The sequence below is a fragment of the Arthrobacter sp. MAHUQ-56 genome, from assembly GCF_019710585.1.
Classification (GTDB): Bacteria; Actinomycetota; Actinomycetes; order Actinomycetales; family Micrococcaceae; genus Arthrobacter.
This window is the reverse complement of the sequence record NZ_JAIFZQ010000016.1, coordinates 1-25,208: the sequence shown is the minus strand read 5'-3', so window position 1 is coordinate 25,208 and position 25,208 is coordinate 1. Positions and strand designations below refer to the sequence as shown.

Annotated in this window: 23 protein-coding genes and 2 pseudogenes; 14 read left to right on the top strand and 11 right to left on the bottom strand. The window is 66.3% G+C overall.

The window, feature by feature from the left end:
- Positions 1-10 precede the first annotated feature (10 nt).
- The 4 genes from pstB to pstS form a co-directional block, all read right to left on the bottom strand.
- On the bottom strand, positions 11-790 hold the full coding sequence (pstB, locus tag K4G53_RS07990; RefSeq protein WP_221385182.1) for a phosphate ABC transporter ATP-binding protein PstB: 780 nt from the start codon (positions 788-790) through the stop codon (positions 11-13).
- Positions 791-845: 55 nt separating this feature from the next.
- On the bottom strand, positions 846-1,958 hold the full coding sequence (gene pstA, locus K4G53_RS07985; RefSeq protein WP_221385181.1) for a phosphate ABC transporter permease PstA: 1,113 nt from the start codon (positions 1,956-1,958) through the stop codon (positions 846-848).
- Complete coding sequence (gene pstC, locus K4G53_RS07980; RefSeq protein ID WP_221385180.1) at positions 1,959-2,891, bottom strand: phosphate ABC transporter permease subunit PstC; 933 nt, start codon at positions 2,889-2,891, stop codon at positions 1,959-1,961.
- A 103-nt stretch (positions 2,892-2,994) separates the two neighbouring features.
- The gene (gene pstS, locus K4G53_RS07975) at positions 2,995-4,116 is read right to left on the bottom strand and encodes a phosphate ABC transporter substrate-binding protein PstS (RefSeq protein ID WP_221385179.1); all 1,122 of its coding nucleotides are present in this window, start codon (positions 4,114-4,116) and stop codon (positions 2,995-2,997) included.
- Between the two features lie 249 nt (positions 4,117-4,365).
- On the opposite strand from pstS, the gene K4G53_RS07970 reads away from it, so the two are divergent.
- Positions 4,366-5,493, top strand: a complete 1,128-nt coding sequence (locus K4G53_RS07970; RefSeq protein WP_221385178.1) for an aromatic acid exporter family protein — start codon at positions 4,366-4,368, stop codon at positions 5,491-5,493.
- 29 nt (positions 5,494-5,522) lie between these two features.
- Positions 5,523-6,896: a DNA repair protein RadA gene (gene radA, locus K4G53_RS07965; RefSeq protein WP_221385177.1), complete on the top strand. Its 1,374-nt coding sequence runs from the start codon at positions 5,523-5,525 to the stop codon at positions 6,894-6,896.
- Between the two features lie 54 nt (positions 6,897-6,950).
- Here the strand turns inward: radA and K4G53_RS07960 are convergent, their stop codons facing one another.
- Positions 6,951-7,193, bottom strand: coding sequence for a hypothetical protein (locus tag K4G53_RS07960; RefSeq protein ID WP_221385176.1), 243 nt, complete (start codon positions 7,191-7,193; stop codon positions 6,951-6,953).
- A 141-nt stretch (positions 7,194-7,334) separates the two neighbouring features.
- On the opposite strand from K4G53_RS07960, the gene K4G53_RS07955 reads away from it, so the two are divergent.
- Complete coding sequence (locus K4G53_RS07955; RefSeq protein ID WP_221385175.1) at positions 7,335-7,823, top strand: NUDIX domain-containing protein; 489 nt, start codon at positions 7,335-7,337, stop codon at positions 7,821-7,823.
- Between the two features lie 56 nt (positions 7,824-7,879).
- On the opposite strand, the gene K4G53_RS07950 is transcribed toward K4G53_RS07955, so the two are convergent.
- Genes K4G53_RS07950 through K4G53_RS07935 form a run of 4 tightly spaced genes read right to left on the bottom strand, consistent with a single transcriptional unit; the run spans position 7,880 to position 11,439 of the window.
- Positions 7,880-8,284 (bottom strand): universal stress protein, encoded by a 405-nt coding sequence (locus tag K4G53_RS07950; protein WP_221385174.1) that lies wholly within the window; start codon positions 8,282-8,284, stop codon positions 7,880-7,882.
- Positions 8,281-9,828: a tripartite tricarboxylate transporter permease gene (locus K4G53_RS07945; protein ID WP_221385173.1), complete on the bottom strand. Its 1,548-nt coding sequence runs from the start codon at positions 9,826-9,828 to the stop codon at positions 8,281-8,283. Before K4G53_RS07945 ends, K4G53_RS07950 begins: the two co-directional genes overlap by 4 nt.
- 9 nt (positions 9,829-9,837) lie before the next feature.
- Positions 9,838-10,425 carry a tripartite tricarboxylate transporter TctB family protein gene (locus K4G53_RS07940; RefSeq protein ID WP_221385172.1) on the bottom strand — a complete coding sequence of 196 codons (588 nt, stop codon included), beginning with the start codon at positions 10,423-10,425 and terminating at the stop codon, positions 9,838-9,840.
- 3 nt (positions 10,426-10,428) lie between these two features.
- Positions 10,429-11,439 (bottom strand): tripartite tricarboxylate transporter substrate binding protein, encoded by a 1,011-nt coding sequence (locus tag K4G53_RS07935; RefSeq protein ID WP_221385171.1) that lies wholly within the window; start codon positions 11,437-11,439, stop codon positions 10,429-10,431.
- 141 nt (positions 11,440-11,580) lie between these two features.
- Here K4G53_RS07935 and K4G53_RS07930 point away from each other — a divergent pair, with 141 nt between their 5' ends.
- The 5 genes from K4G53_RS07930 to K4G53_RS07910 all read left to right on the top strand — a co-directional run bounded on the left by K4G53_RS07930 (position 11,581) and on the right by K4G53_RS07910 (position 17,938).
- The gene (locus K4G53_RS07930; RefSeq protein ID WP_221385170.1) at positions 11,581-12,465 is read left to right on the top strand and encodes a LysR family transcriptional regulator; all 885 of its coding nucleotides are present in this window, start codon (positions 11,581-11,583) and stop codon (positions 12,463-12,465) included.
- A 133-nt stretch (positions 12,466-12,598) separates the two neighbouring features.
- A complete protein-coding gene (gene kdgD / locus K4G53_RS07925) occupies positions 12,599-13,513 on the top strand; it encodes a 5-dehydro-4-deoxyglucarate dehydratase (RefSeq protein ID WP_221385169.1) in 915 nt (304 codons plus the stop codon).
- A gap of 42 nt (positions 13,514-13,555) precedes the next feature.
- Positions 13,556-15,160 (top strand): aldehyde dehydrogenase (NADP(+)), encoded by a 1,605-nt coding sequence (locus K4G53_RS07920; RefSeq protein WP_221385168.1) that lies wholly within the window; start codon positions 13,556-13,558, stop codon positions 15,158-15,160.
- Complete coding sequence (locus tag K4G53_RS07915) at positions 15,157-16,485, top strand: enolase C-terminal domain-like protein (RefSeq protein ID WP_221385167.1); 1,329 nt, start codon at positions 15,157-15,159, stop codon at positions 16,483-16,485. The genes K4G53_RS07920 and K4G53_RS07915 overlap by 4 nt, the downstream gene beginning before the upstream one ends.
- Positions 16,486-16,585: 100 nt before the next feature.
- Positions 16,586-17,938, top strand: a complete 1,353-nt coding sequence (locus K4G53_RS07910; protein WP_221385166.1) for an MFS transporter — start codon at positions 16,586-16,588, stop codon at positions 17,936-17,938.
- Between the two features lie 58 nt (positions 17,939-17,996).
- On the opposite strand, the gene K4G53_RS07905 is transcribed toward K4G53_RS07910, so the two are convergent.
- On the bottom strand, positions 17,997-19,226 hold the full coding sequence (locus K4G53_RS07905; RefSeq protein WP_221385165.1) for a beta-ketoacyl synthase: 1,230 nt from the start codon (positions 19,224-19,226) through the stop codon (positions 17,997-17,999).
- Positions 19,227-19,232: 6 nt separating this feature from the next.
- Entirely contained in the window at positions 19,233-20,846 is a 1,614-nt protein-coding gene (locus tag K4G53_RS07900; protein ID WP_221385164.1) for a peptide chain release factor 3, read from the bottom strand.
- Positions 20,847-21,022: 176 nt separating this feature from the next.
- Here K4G53_RS07900 and K4G53_RS07895 point away from each other — a divergent pair, with 176 nt between their 5' ends.
- The 6 genes and pseudogenes from K4G53_RS07895 to K4G53_RS07875 all read left to right on the top strand — a co-directional run.
- Positions 21,023-21,244 (top strand): hypothetical protein, encoded by a 222-nt coding sequence (locus tag K4G53_RS07895; RefSeq protein WP_221385163.1) that lies wholly within the window; start codon positions 21,023-21,025, stop codon positions 21,242-21,244.
- A 40-nt stretch (positions 21,245-21,284) separates the two neighbouring features.
- Positions 21,285-21,815, top strand: a complete 531-nt coding sequence (locus K4G53_RS07890) for a 2'-5' RNA ligase family protein (RefSeq protein WP_221385162.1) — start codon at positions 21,285-21,287, stop codon at positions 21,813-21,815.
- Positions 21,816-22,004: 189 nt separating this feature from the next.
- Positions 22,005-22,472, top strand: a pseudogene (locus K4G53_RS21525) (acyltransferase family protein); the annotation flags it as partial.
- Positions 22,473-22,497: 25 nt separating this feature from the next.
- Positions 22,498-23,190, top strand: a complete 693-nt coding sequence (locus tag K4G53_RS07885; protein ID WP_221385161.1) for an acyltransferase — start codon at positions 22,498-22,500, stop codon at positions 23,188-23,190.
- A 153-nt stretch (positions 23,191-23,343) separates the two neighbouring features.
- On the top strand, positions 23,344-24,420 hold the full coding sequence (disA, locus tag K4G53_RS07880) for a DNA integrity scanning diadenylate cyclase DisA (protein WP_221385160.1): 1,077 nt from the start codon (positions 23,344-23,346) through the stop codon (positions 24,418-24,420).
- 108 nt (positions 24,421-24,528) lie between these two features.
- Positions 24,529-25,208: pseudogene (locus K4G53_RS07875) on the top strand (transposase); the annotation flags it as partial.

The following is a 25,208-nucleotide window of genomic DNA, read 5'->3' as shown; positions in this document are numbered from 1 at the left end:
GAATTTCGTCCTACCCGAAACGTCCCGATACGTAGTCCTCGGTGGCCTTCTGGACCGGGTTGCTGAAGATGGTGTGGGTGTCCCCGTACTCGATGAGCTTGCCGGGCTTGCCTGTTCCGGCGATGTTGAAGAACGCCGTCCTGTCCGAAACCCGGGCGGCCTGCTGCATGTTGTGCGTCACGATCACCACGGTGTACTGGTCCTTGAGCTCGTTGATGAGGTCCTCAATGGCCAGCGTGGAAATGGGGTCCAGGGCGGAGCAGGGCTCGTCCATCAGGATGACCTGCGGTTCCACGGCAATGGCACGGGCGATGCAGAGCCGCTGCTGCTGCCCACCGGAGAGGCCCGAACCGGGCTTTTCCAGCCGGTCCTTGACCTCATTCCAGAGGTTGGCGCCCTTCAGCGAGCGTTCCACGAGTACGTCGGCCTCGCCTTTGGAGATCTTCTTGTTGTTCAGCTTGACCCCTGCCAGCACGTTGTCACGGATGGACATGGTGGGGAACGGGTTGGGGCGCTGGAAGACCATGCCGATCTGCGAGCGGACGGCAACGGGGTCCACGCCCGGGCCGTAGAGGTTGTCGCCGTCGAGCAGGACCTCACCCTCCACGCGGGCACCGGGGATGACCTCGTGCATCCGGTTCAGGGTGCGCAGGAAGGTGGACTTACCGCAGCCGGAAGGGCCAATGAACGCGGTAACGGACTTGGCTTCGATGTTGATGCTGACGTCCTCGACGGCGAGGAAATCGCCGTAGTACACGTTCAGGTCCTTGACGTCGATGCGCTTAGACATGGTGTTCCTTCACTTACTGGGTAGAAATTGAGTTTAGGGCCGGAGCGGGAAGCTGTCAGCGGCCGGTTTTGGGGGCGAAGATCCTGGCGATCAGGCGTGCCACCAGGTTCAGGAGCATGACCAGGATGATCAGCACCAGCGCCGCTCCCCAGGCCCGCTGCGAGGACGGGTCCGGGTTGGAGGGCGAGGTGGGGTTGAGGATCTGGGTGTAAATGAACGTAGGCAGCGATGCCATCCACCCCCCGAACACGTTGGAGTTGATGCTGGTGGCAAAGCCGGCGGTGACCAGAATGGGCGCCGTTTCGCCGATGACCCGGGCGATTGCCAGGGTGACGCCGGACGCGATGCCGGAGATCGCCGTCGGAATGACCACCTTGAGGATGGTGCGCCACTTGCGCACGCCCAGTGCGTAGGCGGCCTCGCGCAGTTCATTCGGGACGATCCTGAGCATTTCCTCGCTGGAGCGCACCACCACGGGGATCATCAGCACCGAAAGGGCGACGGCGGCAACGGCACCGGTCTTGGTGCCCGGCCCCATCACCACGAAGAAGAAGGCGGCGGCGAAGAGGCCGGCAACGATGGAGGGGATGCCGGTCATGACGTCCACGAAAAACGTGATGGCCTTGGCCAGCCGGCCGCCCTGGCCGTATTCCACCAGGTAGATGGCGGTGAGCAGCCCCACGGGGACGGAGATGACGGTGGCCAGCAGGGTGATCTCCACGGTGCCCAGGAGGGCGTGGTAGATACCGCCCAGGACCGGCGTGCCGTTCTCCACGGCCTTGTTGTCGTAGGCGCCGGTAACGCCGTTCATCGAGTTGGTGAGGAATCCGGGGTTGATGAGACCCGGCACGCCGTTGACCAGCACCGTCCAGATCACCGAGACCAGGGGCAGCAGTGCCACCAGGAACGAGCCCACCACCAGGCAGGTGGCCAGCTTGTCCTTGGCTTTGCGGGAGCCCTCAACGGCCGCGCTCCAGGAGACCAGGCCGATGGCGAACAGGATCGCGGAAACCAGGCCCCAGCCGAAGGCGTTGAAGCCGATCAGGGCGAGGATGGCCGCGCCGACGATCAGGGCTGCACCGAGCACGGCATAGGGTGCGTACTTGGGCAGCTGGCCCTTGGTCAGCGCCGACCGCTTGCTGCGGACCGGGGTGAGCGTGGAGGTCATTTAGTTGGCTCCCGAGAATTCTTTGTGCCGGGTGATGACCCAGCGGGCGATCATGTTCACTGCCAGGGTGATGATGAACAGGACCAGGCCGGCGGCGATCAGCGTGCTGACCTTGATCCCACTGGCTTCGGGGAAGTTCAGGGCAATCTCGGCAGCGATGGTCTGGTTTCCTGACTGGATCAGGCTGGCGGTCAGGGCGCCGGAGGACAGCACCAGGGCAACGGCCATGGTCTCGCCCAGCGCGCGGCCCAGGCCCAGCATGACGGCGCTGATGATGCCCGGGCGGGCGAAGGGCAGCACGGCCATCTTGATCATTTCCCAGCGGGTGGCACCCAGTGCCAGCGCGGCCTCTTCATGCAGCTTGGGGGTCTGAAGGAAGATTTCGCGGGACAGCGAGGTGATGATGGGCAGGACCATGACCGCCAGGACGATGCCCGCAGTCAGGATGGTCTTGCCGGTGGTGGACGCGGGGCCCTCGAAGATCGGCAGCCCGCCCATGTTGTCCGCAAGCCAGCCGTACGCCGGCGCAATTTCCTTGGCCAGGAAGGCCGCACCCCAGGCGCCATAGACCACGGAGGGGATGGCGGCGAGCAGGTCGACGACATAGCCGAGTCCGGAGGCGAGGCTGCGGGGGGCGAAGTGCGAGATGAAGAGGGCCACCCCGATGGCGATGGGCGTGGCGATCACCAGCGCAATGACGGCGGCGATGAGCGTGCCGATCACGATGGGCCAGATGTAGGCGAAGAAGCCCTGCCCGCCCTGGATCTTGTCCGCGGGAGCGGTCAGCGCGGGAATGGCCTGGACCACCAGGAAGAGTGCGACGCCGAAAAGAACGGCGAGGATCAGGCAGCCTGCGGCCAGCGCGGCGCCGGAAAAGACTTTGTCCCCGGCGCGCCCGGCGCCCTGGGTGCTGGTCAGGGGGGTGGCGGTCATTCGACGGCCCTTCGGTCGATTACTGGTGTGACGGATGCGGGATGCAAAGCCAAGATCCCCGCACTGCCTTCCGGCAGGCGGGGAACCTGGTTTCGCGGTGCGGCTAGGACTTGACCTTGATCGAGTCGATGGCCTTGGCAGCCTTGGCCGCGAGGTCGGAAGACAGCGGCGCCGACTTGGCGGAGTCGGCAGCAGCCTTCTGGCCCTCCTCGGAAACTACGTAGTGCTCGAAGGCCTTGACCAGGTCAACGGTCTCCTGCTTGTCGTAGGTGCTGCACAGAACGTGGAAGGAGACCAGGACGATCGGGTAGGCACCCTCGATGGTGGTCTTGCGGTCCAGCTTGATGGACAGGTCGTTGGCGGAGCGGCCTTCCACCGGCTTGCCCGCGTCCACTGCCTTGGCAGCGGCCTCGGCGGAGATCTTGGTGAAGGACTGGCCCACCTTGATCTGGGCAACGCCGAGCTTGCCGCTGACGGCGGAGTCATCGGCGTACGTCACGGCGCCCGGAGTGTCGGTGACGGTCTTGACCACGCCGGAGGTGCCCTTGGCGTTTTCGCCCTGGAGGCTGGCGGGCCACACACCGGCAGCCTTGTCGGTCCAGACTTCAGGAGCGGCAGCGGCCAGGTAGTCCGTGAAGTTCTGCGTGGTGCCCGAGTCGTCGGAGCGGTTCACCGGGGTGACCTTCAGGTCAGGCAGCGTGACACCCTCGTTGAGGGCAGCGATTGCGGGGTCGTTCCACTTGGCGATCTGGCCACGGAAGATCTTGGCCACGGTGGTGGCATCCAGCTTCAGGTCGGTGACGCCGGGGACGTTGAAAGCCACTGCGATCGGGGAGATGTAGACCGGGACGTTGATGGCACCTTCGGGGCCGCAGACGGTCTTGGAGGAGGCGAGTTCCTCGTCCTTCAGGTAGGCGTCCGAGCCTGCGAACTGGGCCGAGCCGTCGAGGATCGCCTTGCGGCCGGCGCCGGAGCCATCCGGCGAGTACTGCACGGAGGCGCCGGAGTTGGCGGAAGCGAAGTTGGTCTTCCAGGCGTCCATTGCCGCGCCCTGCGCGGAGGAGCCGATGCCGGTGAGCGTGCCGGTGACCTTGGTGCCGGCCGAGGCTGAGTCGCCGGCAGGCTTGGTGCCCGTGGCGTTGTCTGAACCGCAGGCGCTGAGCGCGAGTGCGCCGGCTGCGATAACAGCGATAGCCGCGTGGCGGCCGATGCGGAGTGCCTTCACTAGATGTACCCCTTCCAGGGTTATTCAGGTGCGGGACAGGGACGGAGAACCCTGCAGCGCGATGCGTACGTTGTGTACCTTCAAGCAAGTTATGGGCCGCAGGTAACAGGATGGTCTGTCCAAAGTGAACGGAGGATTAACGACGGCGGGATATTCGTTGACAAATGCCGGGTTCCCATTGCGCGGATCACATCTGCCGCCGTAGTGGAGGCGCCGGGCCGCGGGCCACCACTGAATAGACTTGGACCCATGGCCATCGAAGCAGGATTCTCAGCAACCAGGCGATTCCTGCGCAGCCGCGTACGCACCGGACTGATCCGCAGCCGCAACTCCTTCATCCCGGCCATCCAGATGACGGTCTGCGCGGTGGGGGCCTACGCCTTCGCCGATAAGGTCCTGGGACACTCCGGTCCCTTGTTCGCCGCCACGTCGTCGCTGATCTCCCTCGGTTTCTCGCGTGAACCCCGGCTGCGGCGGGTCATGGAAGTGGGGCTGGGCTGCACCCTCGGCATCGCCGTGGGTGACCTGCTCCTGCACTGGCTGGGCGGCGACATCTGGGTGGCCGCCGTCGTACTTCTCACCTCCATCCTGCTGGCCCGGTTCCTGGACAGCGGAAACATCTTCACTACCCAGCTGGCCCTTCAATCACTGCTGGTGGTGCTGCTGCCGGCGCCGTCCGGCGGACCTTTCACCCGCAGCATCGACGCCGTGGTAGGCGGGCTGTTCGCGCTGCTGGTGACGATCCTCATGCCGAAGGACCCGCGGCGGGAACCGCGGCGGGACGTCCAGAAACTGCTGCATGAACTGGCCGAGGTGCTGCGCGAATGTGCGGGCGCGCTGGTTAACAGCGATTCCACCCAGGCCTGGCACGCGCTGATCCGCGGCAGGAACTGCCAGCCCCTGGTCGATGCCATGCGGCAGTCCCTCCGTGCGTCCGGGGAGGTGGCCACGCTGGCCCCTGCCTACCGCCGGCACCGTGATGAACTGGACCGGCTGAAGCAGTCCCTGGACTTCATCGACCTCGCGTTGCGCAACAGCCGCGTCTTCGCCCGGCGGCTTACCAGCGCGATCAACCACGCCGCCCTCTCGGACGAGGCGACGGACAGCATCGCGGAGGTGCTGCAGGAGACCGCTGCCGCGATCGATGAGCTGTCGCTGGGCCTTGCGGAATCGCACGACGGCGTCCGGCGCGCCCACCTGCGCACCGCCCGCCGGGACCTGAGCGAGATCGCCCTGCGCCTGCATCCCAAGCTGCTGGAGGTGCAGCGGCTGGAGGGCGAAACAGTGGTCATGCTGTTCCGGCCGCTGATGGTGGACCTGCTGGAAGCCACGGGCATGGACGCGGACGAAGCCAGGGACGTGCTGCCCGCGCTCTAATGTCAGTGGCCGCCACTAGGGTTGAACGCATGGCAACAAAGACTTCCCGGGCGTCCAAGGCGCCAGCGTACAAATGCGCCGAATGCGGCTGGACCACCGTCAAGTGGGTGGGCCGCTGCGGCGAGTGCCAGGCCTGGGGCACCGTTGAGGAAACCGGCACCGCGGTGGCGCGCACCACGGCGGCCACCACGGTCGTGGAGCCGGCCCGGAAGATCGCCGACGTGGACGCCACCACCGCCGCATTCCTCCCTACCGGGGTGGACGAACTGGACCGGGTACTGGGCGGCGGCCTGGTTCCGGGCGCCGTCATCCTGCTGGCCGGAGAGCCAGGCGTGGGCAAGTCCACGCTGCTGCTGGACGTCGCCGCCAAATTCGCCCGGACAGCCCAGGACGTCCTCTACGTGACGGGTGAGGAGTCGGCCGCCCAGGTGAAGCTGCGCGCCGAACGGATCGACGCCGTCGCCGAATCCCTCTACTTGTCGGCCGAGACGGATCTTGGCCAGGCGCTGGGACAGGTGGAAAAAATTGAACCCCGGCTGCTGATCGTGGACTCCGTCCAGACCCTCAGCAGCGCCGATGTGGACGGCAGCGCCGGCGGCGTCTCGCAGGTCCGCGAAGTGGCGGCCTCCATCATCGCCGCCGCCAAGCGGCGCAACATGACCACCCTGCTGGTGGGCCACGTGACCAAGGACGGGTCCATCGCGGGTCCGCGGCTGCTGGAGCACCTGGTGGATGTGGTGTGCCAGTTCGAGGGCGAGCGGCACTCGCGGTTGCGGCTGCTCCGCGCGGTGAAGAACCGGTACGGGCCCACGGACGACGTCGGCTGCTTCGACCTGAATGAGAACGGCATCGAGGGCCTCACCGATCCCAGCGGACTGTTCGTCAGCCGCACCAAGGACCCGGTCTCGGGAACCTGCATCACCGTGACCATGGAAGGGCGCCGCCCCCTGCTGGCTGAGGTGCAGTCGCTGCTCGCCGAAAGCCCCAACTCGCAGCCGCGCCGCGCCACCAGCGGCCTGGACAGCTCACGGGTGTCCATGCTGCTGGCTGTCCTGCAGCAGCGGGCCGGAACACTGCTCCACAAGGACGATTCCTACGTGGCCACGGTGGGCGGGGTGAAACTCAGCGAACCGGCCACCGACCTCGCTGTAGCACTTGCAGTAGCGTCGGCCAAGGCCCGCAAGCCCCTGCCCGTCCGGTTGATCGCCTTCGGCGAGGTAGGCCTCGCCGGTGAAGTCCGGCCCGTGCCCGGCATCAACCAGCGCATCCAGGAGGCCCACCGGCTTGGGTTCACGCACGCCGTGGTGCCGGCGAGCCACAACGGCCCCGGACCGGTGCCTGCCGGATTCTCAGTCCGGGAGGTGGAACACCTGACGGAGGCGCTCAGCCTCCTGATCGGATAGGACCGTGCTGATCGGATCGGACCGTGGCTTCGGCTGGCGAGGCTTGGGCCGGCGTCAGGAAGCGTCGCCGCCCATCAGCCAGCCGGCGACGTCGCTGCGCAGCACCAGCAGCGGTCCCCCGGTGGCGTTGACGTTGCCATTTGGCACGTAGTAGCCGCGGCCCGAACCCGAACCGCCTGCGGCCCGGTCGAGGGCGTCAACCAGGTGGCGCGGCAGGTGGCCCTGGGGGCCAAGACCGCGCAGCTCATCACGTTCCTCCGGCGTAAGCCGTGCCAAAACATCAGCAATATTGGCCATGACGGGTCCCATTCCCTTCGAGCAGAGTGCCGGGCAGGATGCCAGGCAGAGTGCCTGAAGGAATAACCTAAAGCAGTCCCGTGAACTCCACGTAAACGGCAGACGGCGATTGCAGTTCAACAGTGACCGTAAGGAGGACCGATGCCCGTTCGAAGCGCAGGGGTGCTGCTGTACCGGCGGGTCCCTGCCGGCCCGGCAGGGGCAGAGGACGGCCTGCAGGTCTGGATCGCGCACATGGGCGGACCGTTCTGGGCGCGCAAGGACGCGCACGCGTGGTCCCTTCCCAAGGGTGAGTATGCCGACGGCGAGGACCCATTGGCCGCGGCGCTGCGTGAATTTGCCGAGGAGATGGGCACTGCGGCCCCCGACGTCGAATACCGGCAGCTTGGCGGCTTCCGGCAACCATCAGGAAAACACATCACCGTCTTTGCCGCGGAGGCTGATTTCCAGCCGGCCAGCATCAACAGCAACACGTTTCCCCTCGAGTGGCCCAGGGGGTCCGGCCGGATCCAGGACTTCCCCGAGATCGATGATGCCCGCTGGTTCCCGCTGCTGGAAGCCCGGCTCAAACTGGTCAAGGGCCAGCTTCCCATCCTCGATGCACTGGCGGACCACTTGCGGGCCGAGTGAGCAAAGAGCCGGTGACCCCCACGGGATCACCGGCCCTCGCAACGGCAGAGCCAGGCTCAGGATTTGTTGCCGTTGGCTTTGACAGCGAGCACCGGCCGGTCCGCCTGCATCAGGATCTGCTGGGCGTGGCTGCCAAGGATGAACTTGCCCACCTGAGTGCGGTGCCGGAGGCCGATAACGATCAGGGAAGCGTCCACCTCCCGGGCCACGTCCAGGAACTCGTCAGCAAGGTCGTGCTCGTAGGGCGGCTGGATCACGGTGGCGTTGACGCCGGCGTCAGTGGCCTTTTTCGCGGCCCGCGCAAGGACCTCCTCCGGGGCCACGGACTTGTCCACGAGCGCACCCTGCCGGGCCGAGTTCACGATATAGAGGTCCTTCTGCCGGAGCTGCGCCTCGGCGATGCCGGCGGCAAGGGCTGCCTCACCGGCCGGAGTGGGAACGAACCCGACAATGATGCTCATACCTTCTCCTTGATGTTCTGGTTGGTGCCGTTCCCGGCGGACTCGGCTGCCGCCGTCGTGCCTTTACGCTTGGTGATCATGCTGCGAACGCCCGGCAGCACGGCCACCAGGAGGAAGACCAGCAGCAGGGTTGCCGAGATGGGCCGGGTAAAGAAACCGGTGGGGTCGCCGCCGAAGACCAGCAGCGAGCGCCGCAGCGAGCTTTCCAGCAGCTCGCCCAGGACGAAGGCCAGGACCAGGGGGCCCGGCTCGAAGCCGAACTTCTTCATCAGGTAGCCCAGCACGCCGAAGAACACCACGAGGGTCACGTCGAACATGCTGTTGTTGATGGTGTAGGCACCCAGCAGCGTGATCAGGGCTGTGATAGGGGCCAGGATGGCCGCGCGGACACGAAGGATCCGTACGAAGATCCCCACCAGGGGCAGGCTCATGATCAGCAACAGGATGTTGCCTATGTACATGGAGTTCACCACGCCCCAGAAAAGGTCCGGGTTCTGCTCCACCAGCTGCGGGCCGGGCGTGACGCCCTGGATCAGCAGCGCGCCGAACATCAGCGCCATGGTGGCGTTGGCAGGGATGCCGAGGGTCAGCAGCGGGATGAACGAGGACGTCGCTGCCGCATTATTCGCTGTTTCCGGGCCAGCGACGCCTTCGGGCGCGCCCTTGCCGAAGCGTTCAGGCTGTTTGGCCCGCTTCTTTTCCATAGCGTAGGAGGCCATGGAGGCGATGGTGGCACCGCCGCCGGGCAGGATGCCGAGGAAGAAGCCCAGGACCGAGCCGCGGCTGATGGCACCGGAGGCGTACTTCAGGTCCGACTTTGAGGGCCAGACGTTGGAGACCTTCGATGGCGCCTTGGCGGCCCGGTGCCGCTCCTCAAGGTTGTAGAGGATCTCCCCCAGGCCAAAGAGGCCCATGGCAATCGGCACGAAGTCGATGCCGTCGGCCAGCTGGAGGCTGCCGAAGGTGAAGCGGCTTTCGCCGGTGAAGACGTCCCGGCCCACGGTGGCGAGCAGGAGTCCGACGGCGGCCGCGATCAGGGCCTTGGCCTTGGAACCGCCGCTGATGGTGGCCACCAGCAGGATGCCCAGCAAGGCCAGCGCGGAGTACTCCGCGGGCCCGAAGTCGAGGGCGAACCCGGCCACGACCGGAGCCAGGAAGGTCAGGCCGATGATGGCGGCGGTCCCGCCGATGAAGGAGCCGATGGCGGCCAGGCCGAGCGCGGTGCCGGCCTTGCCCTGCCTGGCCATCTGGTAACCGTCGAACACCGTAACCACCGATGACGCCTCACCGGGAAGCCGCAGCAGGACGGAGGTGATGGTGCCGCCGTACTGGGCACCGTAGAAGATGCCGGCCAGCATGATGATGGCCGTGACAGGTTCCACGCTGTAGGTCAGCGGGAGCAGGATGGCGATAGTGGCTGCCGGCCCCAGTCCGGGCAGCACGCCGATCAGCATGCCGATCACCACACCGATGAGGCAGTAAAGCAGGTTCATCGGTTCCAGGACGACCGAGAAACCGTTGAGGACGGGATTGAGGAAATCCACGGTGGTCTCCTAGAAAAGGTGGGGAATGGAGGTGCCGAGCGCCAGGACGAAGATCCCGTAGAACGCCGCGACCACGATGGCACTGACCAGGAGGGTGGAGCGCCAGGTTTCGCTGCCCAGGAACTTCATCCAGATGATGCACAGGATGAGGGAAGGGATCTCGAAGCCGATGAGGGGCATCAGGGCTACCATCGCGGCCAGCGTGACCAGGCCGGTCAGCGGGGCGAAGGACATCCGGGTGAATTTCTCCGCGTCCCGGTTGTGCCTTCCCCACACCAGCTGGAAGAGCGCCAGCGCCACCATCACGCAGCTGGTCAGGAAGGGCCACAACCCGGGTTGCGGCTTCTCCGGGGTGCCAAGGCCCATGGCAAAGGACAGCACCAGGGCTCCGATTCCGACGGCGAGCACCACCAAGGAGGACGCCGCGTTGGCGAGCGGCCCCGCGGCAGGAGGCTTTTCCTCCTCCCACTGTGCGGCGAGTTCTTCCGGCGTCAGCGCTTCGGGCAGGTCTTCCTTATAGCCGGATGGTGCGTCCCCGCCGGCAGGAAGGGCGGAGCTGCCGCCCTTCCCGCCGGCCACTGCTGGAGTCGTCTCCACGGATTACTTGTTCCCGCCGAGGCTGATGCCGTACTTCTCCACCAGGGACTTGTACTTCGCGGCGTAGTCCTTCCACTGCGTGGCCACTTCCTCGCCGGAGATCTCCTTGGGAGTCAGGAGGTTCTTCTTGTTGAACTCCTGGTAGGCATCGGTCTTGAAGGTGTCCTTGAAGGCGGCTGCCAGCTTGTCCTTGACGTCCTGGGGGGTTCCCTTGGGGGCGGCTACGGCACGGTACTGGGCGACGGGAACGTCATAGCCTGCCTCCTTGGCGGAGGGAACATCCGGCAGGAAGCTGTTGCGTTCCTCGGAGAAGACCAGCAGCGGCGTCACTTTTCCGGCCTGGATCTGGGCCATGGCCTCGCCCAGCTGGATGGTGGCCAGTTCCACCTGGTTGCCCAGGACGGCGGTCAGTGCGGGCTTGCCGCTGTCGAACGGGACGTCGGTGCCCTGCACGTTGGCCTGCTTGAACAGGACCGTCTGGGCCAGCTGGCTGCCCGTGCCCACGCCGGTAGTGCCGAAAGTGACATTGCGTCCGGCTCCGGTGACGTCCTTGAAGCTCTTAAAGCCGGAAGCCTGGCTGGCCACCAGCACGTAGTCGTCCTGGGACAGGCCGGTGATGATGTCAAGGTCGTCAAGGTTGACGGCTTCATCCTTGCTGACGGCCAGGGGCGTGATGGTCACCAGTGAGGCGGTGAGCAGGACCAGCTCCTGGCCGTCGGCCGGCTTGCCGGCGACTTCCTTCGTGGCCAGGGCGCCGTTTGCTCCCGGCTTGTTGACCACGGGCATGGGCGAGCCGAGGGTCTTCGCCGCTCCGTCTGCCAGTGCCCGTGCAATCAGGTCCGTGCTGCCGCCGGCCGCCTGGCCCACCGTGAGGGTCACTGGCCCCGAGGGATACTTCGACGAGTTGCCAGCTGCCGCTCCGCCGGCAACGTTGCCGCCGCAGGCCGTCAGCGCCAGCAGGGTGAAGGCCGATGCCGTTCCAAGGACGGCTCGGCGGGACGGGAAGTGCATCATTGGAACTCCTAGGGCAGTGGGGCCGGTTGGGCCCGAAGCTTTCTGCGAAGGGGTCACCCCGCTTCGCTTTGTCGAGTGTAGGGAGCCGCTATGATGCCTGTCTAAGCCCTTATCTGCATCATTTGATACCCGGAAGGCATCATGTTTACTTTTGACCAATTGGCCGGGTTCATCGCCGTCGCCGAGGAGCTGCACTTCGGCAGGGCCGCCGAGCGGCTGAATATGACCCAGCCCCCGCTGAGCCGGCAGATCCAGAAGCTGGAGAAGATCGTCGGCGCCGAACTGCTGGAGCGGGACAACCGCAAAGTGGAACTGACCTCGGCCGGGCACGCATTCCTTGACGAGGCGCGCCGGCTCATGGCCTTGGCCGAACGCGCGCCGGTTGCAGCCAGGCGCATCGCGTCCGGGAGGTCCGGCATGCTGCGCATCGGCTTTACTGCGGCAAGCGGCTTCAGCATCCTGGGCCCGCTGCTGGAGGAACTTTCCAGCATCATCCCGGAGGTCGACATCGAGCTGGAGGAACTCGTGACCGGAGACCAGTTGGCCGGGCTGCTGACGGGGGAACTGGACCTCGGACTGGCGCGGCCCCCGTTCGACCGGGAGACGTTCGATTCCCATCTCCTTTACCGGGAGTCGATGGTCCTGGCCGTTCCGGACGGCCACCCCCTGTCAGCGCTGGGCCGGGACATCATGCCGGAGGACTTCCGGGATGAGCCCCTCATCATGCACTCCCCCACGCAGGCCCGCTATTTCTACGACCTGGTGGTTCGGATGTTTCCCATCCGGCATGCCAACGTGGTGCATACCGTCAGCCAGATCCTCACCATGGTCTCGCTCGTTGCCGCCAAGCGCGGACTGGCGTTCGTGCCCCACTCGGCCACCCTCCTGGGCATCCGCGGGGTGGAGTTCCTTCCGCTCGAGGGCGGCGACCTCGAGCAGGTAGAACTCCACGCCCTCTGGAACCGGCGAATCACCAACCCCGCCCTGACCCGCCTCCTGCGGGACCTGGAGTTCGCCATGGAGTAGCCAGGAGGTGACTATGCCCTGAAGGTATCAATACATATAAAAATGCACTTAGACAGGCATCAGAAGCGCTCCTACTCTGGGAAGGAATCATCAGCCCCTGCCGCCCGCGGCGCACACATCGAAGGACCACACCGTGGCTAAGTACAGACCCCAGGAACTCGCGGACACGCTCAAGGAAGGCTTGCTGTCCTTCCCCGTGACCTCTTTCGCCGCCGATCTGCAGTTCGACGAGGAGAACTACCGCAAGCACCTGGCGTGGCAGGCGAGCTTCCCGGTTGCCGGCCTCTTCGCAGCCGGCGGCACGGGCGAAGGCTTCTCCCTGACGCCTGCGGAGTCCGAGCGCGTGGTGCGCACCGCCGTTGACGAAGTGGGAAGCCGGGTTCCCGTCCTCGCCTCCGCCGGCGGCTCCACCGCCCAGGCCATTGAGAACGCGCAGGCAGCAGAAGCCGCGGGCGCCGAAGGCATCCTGCTGCTGCCGCCCTACCTGACCGAAGCCGACCAGGACGGACTGGTGGAGCACGTCAGTGCCGTCTGCCGCGCCACCAAGCTGGGCGTCATCATCTACAACCGTGCCAACGCCATCTACAAAGACACCACGGTGGCCACCTTGGCAGACCGGCATGAAAACCTGATCGGCTTCAAGGACGGTGTGGGCGACCTCGAACACGATGCCCGCGTCTACGCCAAGCTCGGCGACCGGCTGTTCTACCTGGGCGGCCTGCCCACCGCCGAGACCTTCGCCCTGCCACTGCTGCAGCTGGGCATGAGCACCTACTCCAGCGCCATGTACAACTTTGTCCCGCAGTTCGCGCTGGACTTCTACCAGGACGTCCGCAACAACGACCGCGCAGCCGTGAACAAGAAGCTCAATGACTTCGTCATCCCATACCTTGACATCCGCGACCGCGTGAAGGGCTACGCTGTGTCCATCGTTAAGGGCGGCCTCGACGCGATCGGCCGTTCCGCAGGGCCCGTACGCACCCCGCTGCAGAACATGGCCCCGCAGGATCTGGCGGACCTCAAAGCCCTGATCGCCACGGTTTCCTAGCCGTCACCGCAGACCGCTCCACTCCAAGCACAGGAGGAACCAATGAACCTCACCGGACATTCACTCATCGCCGGCCGGACCGTCGACGGCGAAGGCAAGACCACCTTCGGCCTGAACCCGGCTACGAACAGGCCCCTGGAACCGGCCTACACGCTGCTCACCGAGGAACAGCTCACAACGGCGACCCGCGCCGCCGCGGAAGCATTCGCTTCGTTCAGCACCCTTGACCCGGAAACCCACGCAGCTTTCCTGGAAGCGGTCGCTGACAACATCGAGGCCATCGGCGACGAACTGATCACCCGCGCCGGGCAGGAAACCGGCCTCCCCGCAGGCCGGCTGACCGGTGAGCGTGCCCGCACCACCGGCCAGCTGCGCCTCTTCGCGGCAGTGGTCCGGCAGGGCGACTTCCGCGGAGTCCGGATCGACCCCGCCCTCCCGGACCGCGCCCCGCTGCCCCGTGCAGACATCCGCCAGCGCCAGATCCCGCTGGGCCCCGTAGCCGTGTTTGGCGCCAGCAACTTCCCCCTGGCTTTCTCGACTGCGGGCGGCGACACCGCCTCTGCCCTCGCCGCGGGGTGCCCCGTAGTATTCAAGGCACACAACGCCCACCCCGGCACCAGCGAACTCGTCGGCCAGGCGATCACCAAAGCCGTCAGGGATCACGGCCTGCACCCCGGGGTGTTCTCCCTGATTTATGGCCCCGGCTCCAGCATAGGCCAGGCCCTCGTCGCCGACCCCGCGATCAAGGCCGTCGGGTTCACCGGGTCCCAGTCCGCCGGCATCGCCCTGATGCGCACAGCCGCCGCACGTCCCGAGCCCATCCCGGTCTACGCCGAAATGTCCTCCCTCAACCCAGTCTTCGTCTTCGAAGGCGCCCTCAAAGGCGATATTGACGCGCTGGCCCAGCAGTACGTCACAGCCGTCACCGGCAGCTCCGGCCAGCTCTGCACCTCCCCCGGCCTGCTCTTCGCCCCCACCGGCGAGGCAGGCGACAAACTTGCCGCCGCCGTCGGACGCGCCATCGCAGCCTGCCCCGGACAAACCATGCTCACCGAGGGCATCGTCAACTCCTGGAAGGCCGGAACCAAGGCGCTCAGCACCGCAGCCGGCGTCGAACTGATCGGCCAGGGCACGCCCGGCCCCACGGAAAACGCCCCCGCACCTGCCATCTTCGGCACCGAGGTGGAACAATTCACCGCCAACCACGTCCTGCACGAGGAAATCTTCGGCGCAGCATCCCTGGTGATCCGCTACACCAGCACCGGCGACCTGCTCCAGGCTGCCGCCGGGATCGAAGGCCAGCTCACCGCGTCCCTCCACCTCGCGGAGGAGGACTACCCGACGGCGGCGCCCCTGATCCCCGTGCTGGAACAGAAGGTGGGCCGCATTATCGTCAACGGCTGGCCCACCGGCGTCGAAGTCGGCCACGCCATGGTCCACGGCGGGCCCTTCCCCGCAACCTCCGACTCCCGCACCACCTCGGTCGGAACCCTCGCCATCAACCGGTTCCTGAGGCCTGTCGCGTACCAGAACCTCCCCCAGGAGCTCCTCCCCGCACCCCTGCAGGATGACAACCCCTGGCACCTCAACCGGCATATCAACGGCGACGTGGTCCCCGCAGCAGAGAAAGCAGAAGTCAGCGCATGAGCACCCGCCCCACCATTGCCGGCATCGAGGTGGTGCCCGTCGCCGGGTACGACAGCATGCTGATGAACCTCAGCGGCGCACACGGCCCGTTCTTCACGCGCAACATCGTGATCCTCACCGACTCTGATGGCCGGACCGGCCTCGGTGAAGTTCCCGGCGGCGAGAAGATCCGCACCACCATCGAAGAGGCCGGCGCACTGCTCAAGGGCAAGCCGGTGGCCCGCTACCGTTCGCTGCTGCGGGAGATCGCCGCCGAGTTCGCCGACCGTGACGCCGGCGGCCGCGGACTGCAGACCTTCGACCTGCGCACCACGGTCCACGCGGTCACCGCCGTCGAGTCCGCCCTGCTGGACCTGCACGGGCAGTTCCTCGGCGTTCCCGTGGCGGAATTGCTGGGCGACGGCCAGCAGCGCACCTCGGTGCCCATGCTCGGCTACTTGTTCTTCGTCGGCGACCACGGACGAACGGACCTGCCGTACCTCGTGGAGGACAACCCGGCTGACCGCTGGGAGCAGCTACGCCGGCATGAGGCAATGACTCCGGAAGCCGTCGTCGCCCTCGCCGAAGCCGCCCAAGAACGCTACGGGTTCAGCGACTTCAAGCTCAAGGGCGGTGTGCTGTCCGGTGATGCCGAAGTGGACGTGGTCACGGCCCTGGCCAAGCGTTTCCCGGACGCCCGCATCACCCTTGATCCCAACGGCGGCTGGCTCCTCGAGGAAGCCATCCGCCTGGGCAAGCGGATGCAGGGCGTGGTGGCCTACGCCGAGGACCCCTGTGGCGCCGAAGGGCGGTTCTCCGGCCGCGAGGTCATGGCGGAGTTCCGCCGCGCCACCGGACTGAAGACCGCCACCAATATGATCGCCACCGACTGGCGGGAAATGTCGCACGCCGTCCGGAGCAACGCCGTCGACATTCCGCTGGCCGACCCGCACTTCTGGACCATGCACGGCTCGGTCCGGGTGGCGCAGCTGTGCAATGAATTCGGCCTGACCTGGGGATCGCACTCGAACAACCACTTCGATATCTCGCTGGCCATGTTCACCCATACCGGCGCCGCGGCCCCGGGCGAAATCACCGCGCTGGACACGCACTGGATCTGGCAGGACGGCCAAGGCCTGACGAAGAGCCCGCTGCAGATCAAGGGCGGCGCGATCGAGGTCCCGGCCGCACCCGGGCTGGGCATCGAACTGGACCCTGAAGCGCTGGACAGGGCGCACCAGCTGTACCTCGAACACGGCCTGGATGCGCGGGACGACAGCATCGGGATGCAGTACTACATCGACGGCTGGTCGTTCGACCCCAAGCGGCCCTGCCTGGTCCGCTAGGACAGCCTCCCAGGACAGTTGCCGGGACCCTCCCTGGCAACTGTCCTGTAAATTCTTCCAAGGCCCCGCCTTGCCCTATCCCCTTCCAAGGAAACAACCAATGAAGTCAGTGGACAACGCCGTCCTGGACCTGGCATCCGCCAGCAGGAAATTCTTCAAGCGCGTCCTTCCCGTCATGCTGGTCATGCTGGTCTGCAACCAGCTCAACCGGTCAAACATCGGCTATGCCCAGGACCACCTCCAGGCTGACGTCGGCATCGGTGCCGCCGCCTACGGCTTCGGCGCCGGCCTGTTCTTCATCGCCTACGCGATTTTCGAACTGCCCAGCAACGTGATGATGGAAAAGTACGGCGCCAAAGTCTGGCTGACGCGGATCATGGTCAGCTGGGGCGCCGTCTCCTTCCTCATGGCGTTCGTGCAGAACGAAACCATGTTCTACATCCTGCGCTTCCTGCTGGGCGCCGCCGAGGCAGGATTCTTCCCCGCCGTCATTTTCTACTTCGCCCGCTGGGTACCGGCAGGCCAGCGCGGCAAGGCCACGGCGGTCTTTATCGCCGGCTCCTCGGTGGCCGCCGCTATCTCCGGACCCATCGCCGGCATGCTGCTGAACCTGAACGGCGCCCTGGGGATGCGTGGCTGGCAGTGGCTCTTCGGCTTTGAAGGCATCGTCTCCATGCTGGTGGGCATCGTGGTGTTCTTCCTGCTCGATGCGAAGATCCAGGACGCAAAGTGGCTGTCCGCCGCCGAAAAGGAGGCCCTGTCCCAGGCGATCAGCGCCGAGGACGCAGGGCACACCAGAGCGGACACCGGGAAGGTCAACCGCTGGAAGATGCTCCTGAACCCGCAGATCCTGCTCCTGTGCGGCATCTACTTCGCCATCCAGCTGTCCATCTACGCCAACACCTTCTGGCTGCCGAGCATTGTCAAGCGGATCCCGGGCACCACCGACCTCTCGGCCGGCTTTCTGTCCTCCATCCCGTGGGTCTGCGCCGTCTTCGCCATGTACTTCGCGGCGAAGTGGCAGGACAAAGCCAAGTCCAAGAAGCCCCTCCTGGTGGCCGCCCTGCTGGTCGCCGCCGCCGGAACCTATGCGGCTGCCGTGGCCTCGCCGGTGCTGGCGCTGGTCTTCCTGGCCATCGCCGCCATGGGGTTCAAGAGCGCTTCCCCGCTGTTCTGGACCATCCCGCAATCCGGTCTGCATCCGATGGTCCTCGCCCCGGCCATTGCCATCATCAACTCGCTGGGCAACCTGGGCGGATTCGTCGCACCGTTTGGGTTCGGCATCATCAAGGAGCAGACCGGCAGCGTGGTCCCCGGGCTCTTCGCCCTGGCCGCGGCCTCCGCCGTCGCCGCGGGACTGGTTTATTTCCTCAAGGAGCACCGCACCAGCAGCACAGCGGACGCCCTTTCCCAGGAGCCGGACGTCGAGGCCGCAGTCGCCACCCGCGCCTGATACCGCGCCTCATCCAACCCGCTGCCCTGCGGATCGCTTCATCCAGATCGCCGGCGGTTTAGGCGCCTGTGATCACCAGGGCCACACTGTGGCCGCCAAAGCCGAAGGCGTTCACCAGTCCGGCCGGGGAGTAACCCGGCGGCAGCCGGTGGGCACCTTCGGTGATGACGTTGAGGTCCACTTCCGGGTCCAGCGCCTCCACGTTCAGCGTCGCGGGCAGCTGGCCTGTGCGCAGGGTTCCGAGGACCACGACGGCGGCCAGCGCACCTGCGCCGCCCAGCAGGTGTCCGGTGTGGCCCTTCGTGGACGTCACCGGCACGGAAGGGCCGAAGACGGCGCTGATGGCCTGGCCTTCGAGCCGGTCGCCCACGGGGGTGGAGGTGGCGTGGGCGTGGACAAAGCCGATGTCCACCGGTTGCATGCCTGCGGATTCCAGTGCCTTCTGCATGACGCGCCGCTGCATTGCAGGGTCGGCAGCCACGATGTCGTTCGCGTCGGAGGTTACCGCTCCCCCGGCCACGGCCCCCAGCACTGCGGCGCCGCGGGCAAGGGCGTGCTCCTCGCTCTCCAGCACCACCACGCCGGCGCCCTCGGCCAGCACAAAGCCGTCACGGCCACCGTCGAACGGGCGCGAGGCCCGCTGCGGATCGCCGGCATGCGTGGACAGGGCGCGGATCTGGGAGAAGCCGCTGATCACCAGGTCGTTCACGGAGGCGTCCACGCCGCCGGCAATTACGACGTCGGCAGCGCCCGAGCGGATCATTTCGGCTGCCTGGACAATCGCCTCAGCCCCGGAGGCGCAGGCGCTGACCGGCGTCCGGGCGCCGCCACGGGCACCGAGGTCGATGGACACCCAGGCAGCGGGGCCGTTGACCATCAGGCGGGTGAGGGTGTGCGGGGAAACCTTGCGCGGACCGGATGCGGCGAGGGTGCGGTCCTGCTCGATGGTGGAACCGAGACCGCCATAGGCGGAGCCGATGACCACGGCAAAGCGTTCGGGGTCGACCTCCGGGCTTCCTGCCTGCGTCCACGCCTCCCGTGCGGCAATCAGCGCGAGCTGGCCGCAGCGGTCCATCCGCTTCATCTCGCGGGTGGACAGGTGCTGCGACAGGTCCGCCCTGACCTGCCCCGCGATCTTCACAGGCAACTGGGCAGCCCATTCCTCGGCCAGCTCCGCGATGCCTGACTCCCCTGCGAGCAGGGCTTCCCAGGTCTCCTTGACGGTGGAGCCGAGCGGGTTGATGGTGCCGGCGCCGGTAACGAGAACGCGGGGCTGGGATGCAGTCATGGTGCCTTACTTCGCAGGGTTGTGCGTGCCGATGGGCACCAGGGTGAGGTCCGGGTGGTTCTTCTCGATCCGCCGCAGGGCCCACACGTCGTTGAACAGTGCAAGGTATTCGCCGTCGGACCGCAGAAGCACCTCAGCGCCGGGGACGTTGGCCAGCGCCGGCATGGCATCCGCCGTCGAAATCCGCGCGAGCGAATACGGCAGGCGCTCCAGCCGCATGGGGGCGCTGAAGTCGTGCGCCATGCGGTCCTCCACCACCTCGAACTGCATGGGGCCGACGGCGGCAAGCACCGGCGCCTGGTCGCCGCGGAGGTCGGAGCGGAGCAGCTGGATGACGCCCTCGTGTTCGAGCTGCTCGATGCCGCGGCGGAACTGCTTGAACTTGCTGGGGTCCTTGGAGCGGGCCACCTGGAAGTGCTCGGGGGCGAACAGCGGGATGGCCGGGTACTCCACGGACTCCTCCAGGAACAGGCTGTCCCCCACCCGCAGCGAGGAGGCATTGACCAGTCCGACGACGTCGCCCGGGTACGCCTCGTCGATGACTTCCCGTTCGCGGCCAAACACCTGCTGGGCGTACTTGGTGGCGAAGGACCTGCCGGTGCGGGTCTGGGTGACCACCATGCCGCGTTCGAAGACGCCGGAACACACGCGGATGAACGCCACATGGTCGCGGTGCGCCTTGTTCATGCCGGCCTGGACCTTGAAGACGAAGCCGGAGAACGGGGCCTCGACGGGGCGGGGGTTGCCGTCGATGTCCGGCCGGGGTGCCGCCGGCGGCGCGAAGTCCACCAGCGCGTCCAGCAGTTCCTTCACGCCGAAGTTCAGGGCAGCGGAACTGAACAGGATGGGGGTGGCCTTGCCGGCGTGGAAGGCGTCGACGTCGAACTCGAGGTTGGATTCGATGACCAGCCCGGCCTCGTCCACGGCGTCGGACCAGTTGCTGCCTTGGTCCTGCGCGGCTTCCTCGGGGGTGAAGTATTCGGTGATGGCAATCTGCGCGCCGGCGTTGTTGCGCTGGAACCGGGCGAAGCGGTCGTTGCGCAGGTCCCAGACGCCGCGGAAGTCGCCCGAGATCCCCACGGCCCAGGTCAGCGGCATGGGCTGCAGGCCGGTGCGTTCGGTGATTTCATCCATCAGCGCCAAGGCGTCCAGCCCGGGGCGGTCCCACTTGTTGATGACCGTGATGATCGGCAGGTTCCGCTGCTTGCAGACCTCGAAGAGCTTCATGGTCTGGGTTTCCAGGCCCTTGGCGGCGTCCACGAGCATCACGGCGCAGTCGACGGCGGCAAGCACCCGGTAGGTGTCCTCGGAGAAGTCGGCGTGGCCGGGGGTGTCCAGGAGGTTGATGACGGTGTCGCGGTAGGAGAACTGGAGGGCGGCCGAGCTGATGGAGATGCCGCGGTCCTTTTCCATCTGCATCCAGTCCGAGACCGTTTCCTTGCGGTTGGCCTTGCCGCTGGACGCGCCGGCGGTGCCGATCACTTTCGCGTGCAGGGCGAGCGCTTCGGTGAGCGTGGACTTGCCGGCGTCGGGGTGCGAGATGACGGCAAAGGTCCTGCGGCGGCCCGCTTCTTTGTGAATCGAATTGATCCGGGCGGGGGTCAGGACATCTTGGGACACGGTGCTACTTTCGCTGCGGTTGTGGCTGCCGGGGCGCTGCGGCTCGAGGGCCGGGACTATGGCAATCAGCCAAAGTACAAGTTTATCGCAGGGCAGCAAACCGGCCGGGGGTGCGCTTAACGCCCGCGAAACCGGACGTTCAAGGCCGCGAAATGCCGGGCAGCTAGCTTGGGCGCATGATGCAAGGTCTCACCTTCTCCGGCAATCTCTTCTTTGACCCGCTGGCCACCAACCTGGCCTCCCCCACGCGGCCGGAGGAGCCCGGTTCCGGCCTTCCACCGGCACCGGCCAGGAAGCGCGGCGTCCAGACTGCCGCAGAGCACAAGGCCCTGCGGGCCGCGTCCCTGTCGAAGGTCAGCAAGGACCTGGAGCGGATGCTGCGGGAGCGCAGGCGCTGAGGTTCCGCTGCCGGCTCCGCGGTAACGGCATGATGGTTCCATGCGCAGCATCGAGCTGGTCTTTGACGAGTCCACCGATTCCATCATCAGGGCCGACTGGTCCAGGCTCGCGGACGCCGGGCTGCCCAGCCTGGCCGGTCATTCCTCGCCAAGCAACAGCCCGCACATCACTCTGGCGGCCGGCCCCGGACTCCAGTTCAGCTCCTTCGACGATCCCTGGCAGGCATTGCCCATAGACATCGAGTTCTCCGGGGCGGTCCTCTTTCGGGCAGGTACGGGCAAGTACGTCCTGGCCCGGTCGGTGGTCCTGGCCACTTCCCTGCTCGAGCTGCACCGCCGCCTCCATCAGGAGGTCTCCGGCGCGCTGCCGCTCACGCTCCCCGGCGCATGGACGCCGCACGTCACCCTCGCGCGCCGCATCCCCGCGGAGCAGCTGGGCGCGGCCATGGACCTGCTGGACCTGCGCTTTGAAGGACGATGCACCGGTGCGCGGCTGTGGGACAGCGGCACTAAGACCGTCACGCCGCTCGGCGGAAAAGATTTGGCCGGGGCGCCGGAGGCCAGGCATTGAAAAGATGAGGCGGGGTGTGCGGAGGCGGTTTGTGGTGGAAATGCTGCACTGATCCTTGCCAAGTCCTTCGCTTTTCCTGCCCCATTTCCGCGTGGCCCATGGCCCGGGTTCTCATACGCTGGTTGGACGCAGACAAACACGACGCTCCGCAGCAATTGCGGTTCTACCCTCTCCCTGAAGGTCTCAACCATGTCCTCCACTGCCAGCATGGCAGCCGCTGCCATGCCCTACGGGCCGCGGCCCGCCGGCAACCGCCAAAACGAAACCAAGGGACGCCGGCTCCATTCCTTGACGGGCCTGAGGTTCTTCGCCGCGGCTGCCGTGGCACTGATGCACGGTCTTGCCAGCTACAAACTACCCGTGTTTGACCTCGGTTTTGTCGGCGTAAGCTTCTTCTTTGTCCTCTCCGGCTTCGTCCTCACCTGGGCCAGCGGGGCGGCAGACGGTGCTGGTGCGTTCCTGCGGAACCGTTTCGCCAAACTGTTTCCACTCAGCGCGGCCACCCTGGCCATTGCAACGCTGGTACCCGTGGCGCAGAATTCCAATGCCATTTCCTTCCTGCAAAGCCTGACCCTGACCCAAGCGTGGTGGCCTTGGTCTGCTTCTTCCTTCAATCCCGTGGCTTGGTCGCTGTCGGCGGAAGGTTTCTTCTACCTCCTGCTGCCCCCCGCTTGTAGCGGTGATGGGCCGGTTCAGCACGAAGGAACTCGTTGGGACGGTGGTATTCCTCGCCATCACGCAACTTGTACTGGGCGTCGCCTGCCAGCTAACTCTGGCAGCACGGGTGAGCCATTTCATCACCTACAACCTTCCGCTCTACCGGCTGCCCGAGTTCGTCATCGGCGTCGCATTGGCGCTTCTGCTGAAGGCCGGCTACGTGCCATCACGCAGGACCCAGTTGTCGGCAGCCGCTTTCGCCACCGCGGGGGTCATGCTTACCCTCCTGGCGGACTTCCTCCATGCCGCGCCCTGGTGGGTTAGCCAGTCGCTCATGCTGCCGGTAATTATCGTCCTCATCTGGACGGCTGCCCGCCGCGAGCTTGCGGGTCGAAGCGGCTTGCTCACCAGCCCCGTCCTCGTAAGGCTGGGAGAACTGTCATTCGCTTTCTACATGGTCCACTACCTCGTACTGGGTGCCTTCGGCATTCTGGTTGGCCGGTGGGCCCAAGGCCTTCCCTGGTGGCTCGTGCCACCTGCGCTGCTCTGCGCCGCAGCCGTAGCTTGGGTCGCCAACCGATTTATCGAGAAACCCTGCGAACGGGCCCTGCGGGACCTACTCCGGTCCCGGTCGGGACGGCAACCCGAGGCTGGACAAAATGCCCTGCTGACATCCGCCGTCGAACGCATTCCGAAGGGCGTTACGGGCACCCCCTAATGGGGCACTTTGGGGCTTGCCCGTGCGGAAGTTGGGATTCTTGCCCCTATCATTGAGCTTGCGGGAATCAGAGCACTTTTTGATCCTGCCGGCCACCTGTGCGGGCCGGCATTTTCTGCGGGCGGCGGTCCGCACCTTTGAAGGGATACACCTATGGCGCGGAGCCCCGAAGAATCGCTGAGGGCCACTCTGGGCCGGGTGGCACCCGGAACACCCCTTCGCGACGGGCTGGAGCGGATCCTCCGCGGCCGCACCGGCGCCCTGATCGTCCTGGGCTCAGACCGCACCATCGATTCGATCTGCTCGGGCGGCTTCGACATCGGCATCGAGTTCTCGCCCACGCGCCTGCGCGAGCTGGCCAAGATGGACGGCGCCATCATCTGCGACAAGGACGCCGGGAACATCCTCCGCGCCGCCGTGCAGCTGGTTCCCGATTCGAGCATTGAAACCCAGGAGTCCGGAACCCGCCACCGCACCGCCGAGCGCGTGGCCAAGCAGACCGGCGTGCCGGTGATCTCGGTGAGCCAGTCGATGCAGATCATCGCCCTCTACGTGAACGGGCTGCGGCACGTGCTGGAGGGTTCGGAAAACGTCCTGGCCCGCGCCAACCAGGCCCTGGCCACCCTTGAACGCTACCGGGCACGCCTGGACCAGGTCACCAGTTCCCTCTCCGCCCTGGAAATCGAAGCCATGGTGACAGTCAGGGACGTGGCCGTCACGCTGCAGCGCCAGGAAATGGTCCGCCGTATTTCCGAAGAGATTTCCCAGTACGTGCTCGAACTTGGCGAGGACGGCCGGCTCCTCTCGCTCCAGCTCGATGAACTCACCGTAGGCAGGGGGCCCGGCAGCGACGTCATTATCCGCGACTATGCCAGCCCCAACACCTCGGCGGAGGACATCGACAAAGCGGTCAGCGAACTGGTGAACCTGGGGCCCACCGAGCTGATCGACCTGGGCAAGATCTCCGGGATCGTGGGCTTCGCCGGCGGTGAAGCGAACCTGGACGCCGTGGTCCAGCCCCGCGGCTACCGGCTGCTGTCCGGCCTGAAGGCGGTTCCGAAGGCGGTGGCGGACCGCCTGGTGGACCACTTCGGCGGCCTGCAGTTCCTCATGGCGGCCACCATCGACGACCTCATGACCGTTGACGGCATCGGCGACCAGCGCGCCCGCACCGTCCGCGAGGGCCTGAGCCGGATGGCCGAGGCCAGCCTCCTGGACCGGTTCCTCTAAACGCCTCTAAACGCCTCGGTCAACCCCTCATCGGTTGCTCCATAACTGCCGTTTTGAACCGGCGGATTCATATGGTCGTTGCAACGAAACCGTTGAAGGGGTGTTGCGATGCCGGCGGGGTACGTTTTTGGGGATGCGGTCAGGGACGGGTTCTTTGCGCTTTTGCGGCAAGGGGCCTCGATCAGTGAGGCGTGCCGCGTGTCGGGCCTGTGGTCCTCTACGGTGCGACATTGGGTCCGGAGGATGGGCCCTGTGGAGATGTCGAGAGGCAAACGTGGAGGACCGGTAGGGGCGCCGTTTCCGGACGGCGCCCCTGGCTCGGGCAGGTTGAGCCTGTCGGAACGGGCGGTGATCATGGTCCGCCTGCGCGATGGCTGGTCCTACGCGGCGATCGGCAGGGAACTGGGCCGGGACCGATCGGTGATCTGGCGCGAGGCCAGGCGGAACTGCTGCGAGGACGGCACATACCAGTCCGACGTCGCGCAGTTGAAGGCCGGGCAGAATGCCCGCCGGCCCAAGGAGCATAAACTCGTCCATAAGCCGCTGGCCCGGTTCGTGGAGTCCGCCATGGACGAGGGCTGGTCCCGCAGCTGTGCTCGCTGGTTCTGGCCCGTGCTTTCCCGGACGATGAGAGGATGCAGATCAGCCACGAGACGATCTATCAGGCCACTTACGTCCAGGGCCGTGGACATGTCCGCCAGGACCTGTACCGGCAGTTGAGCACCGGCCGGGCCAAACGGGTCAGCGACGGACGCGGCCGGGGCCGGAACAACAGCCCGTTCAAGGAC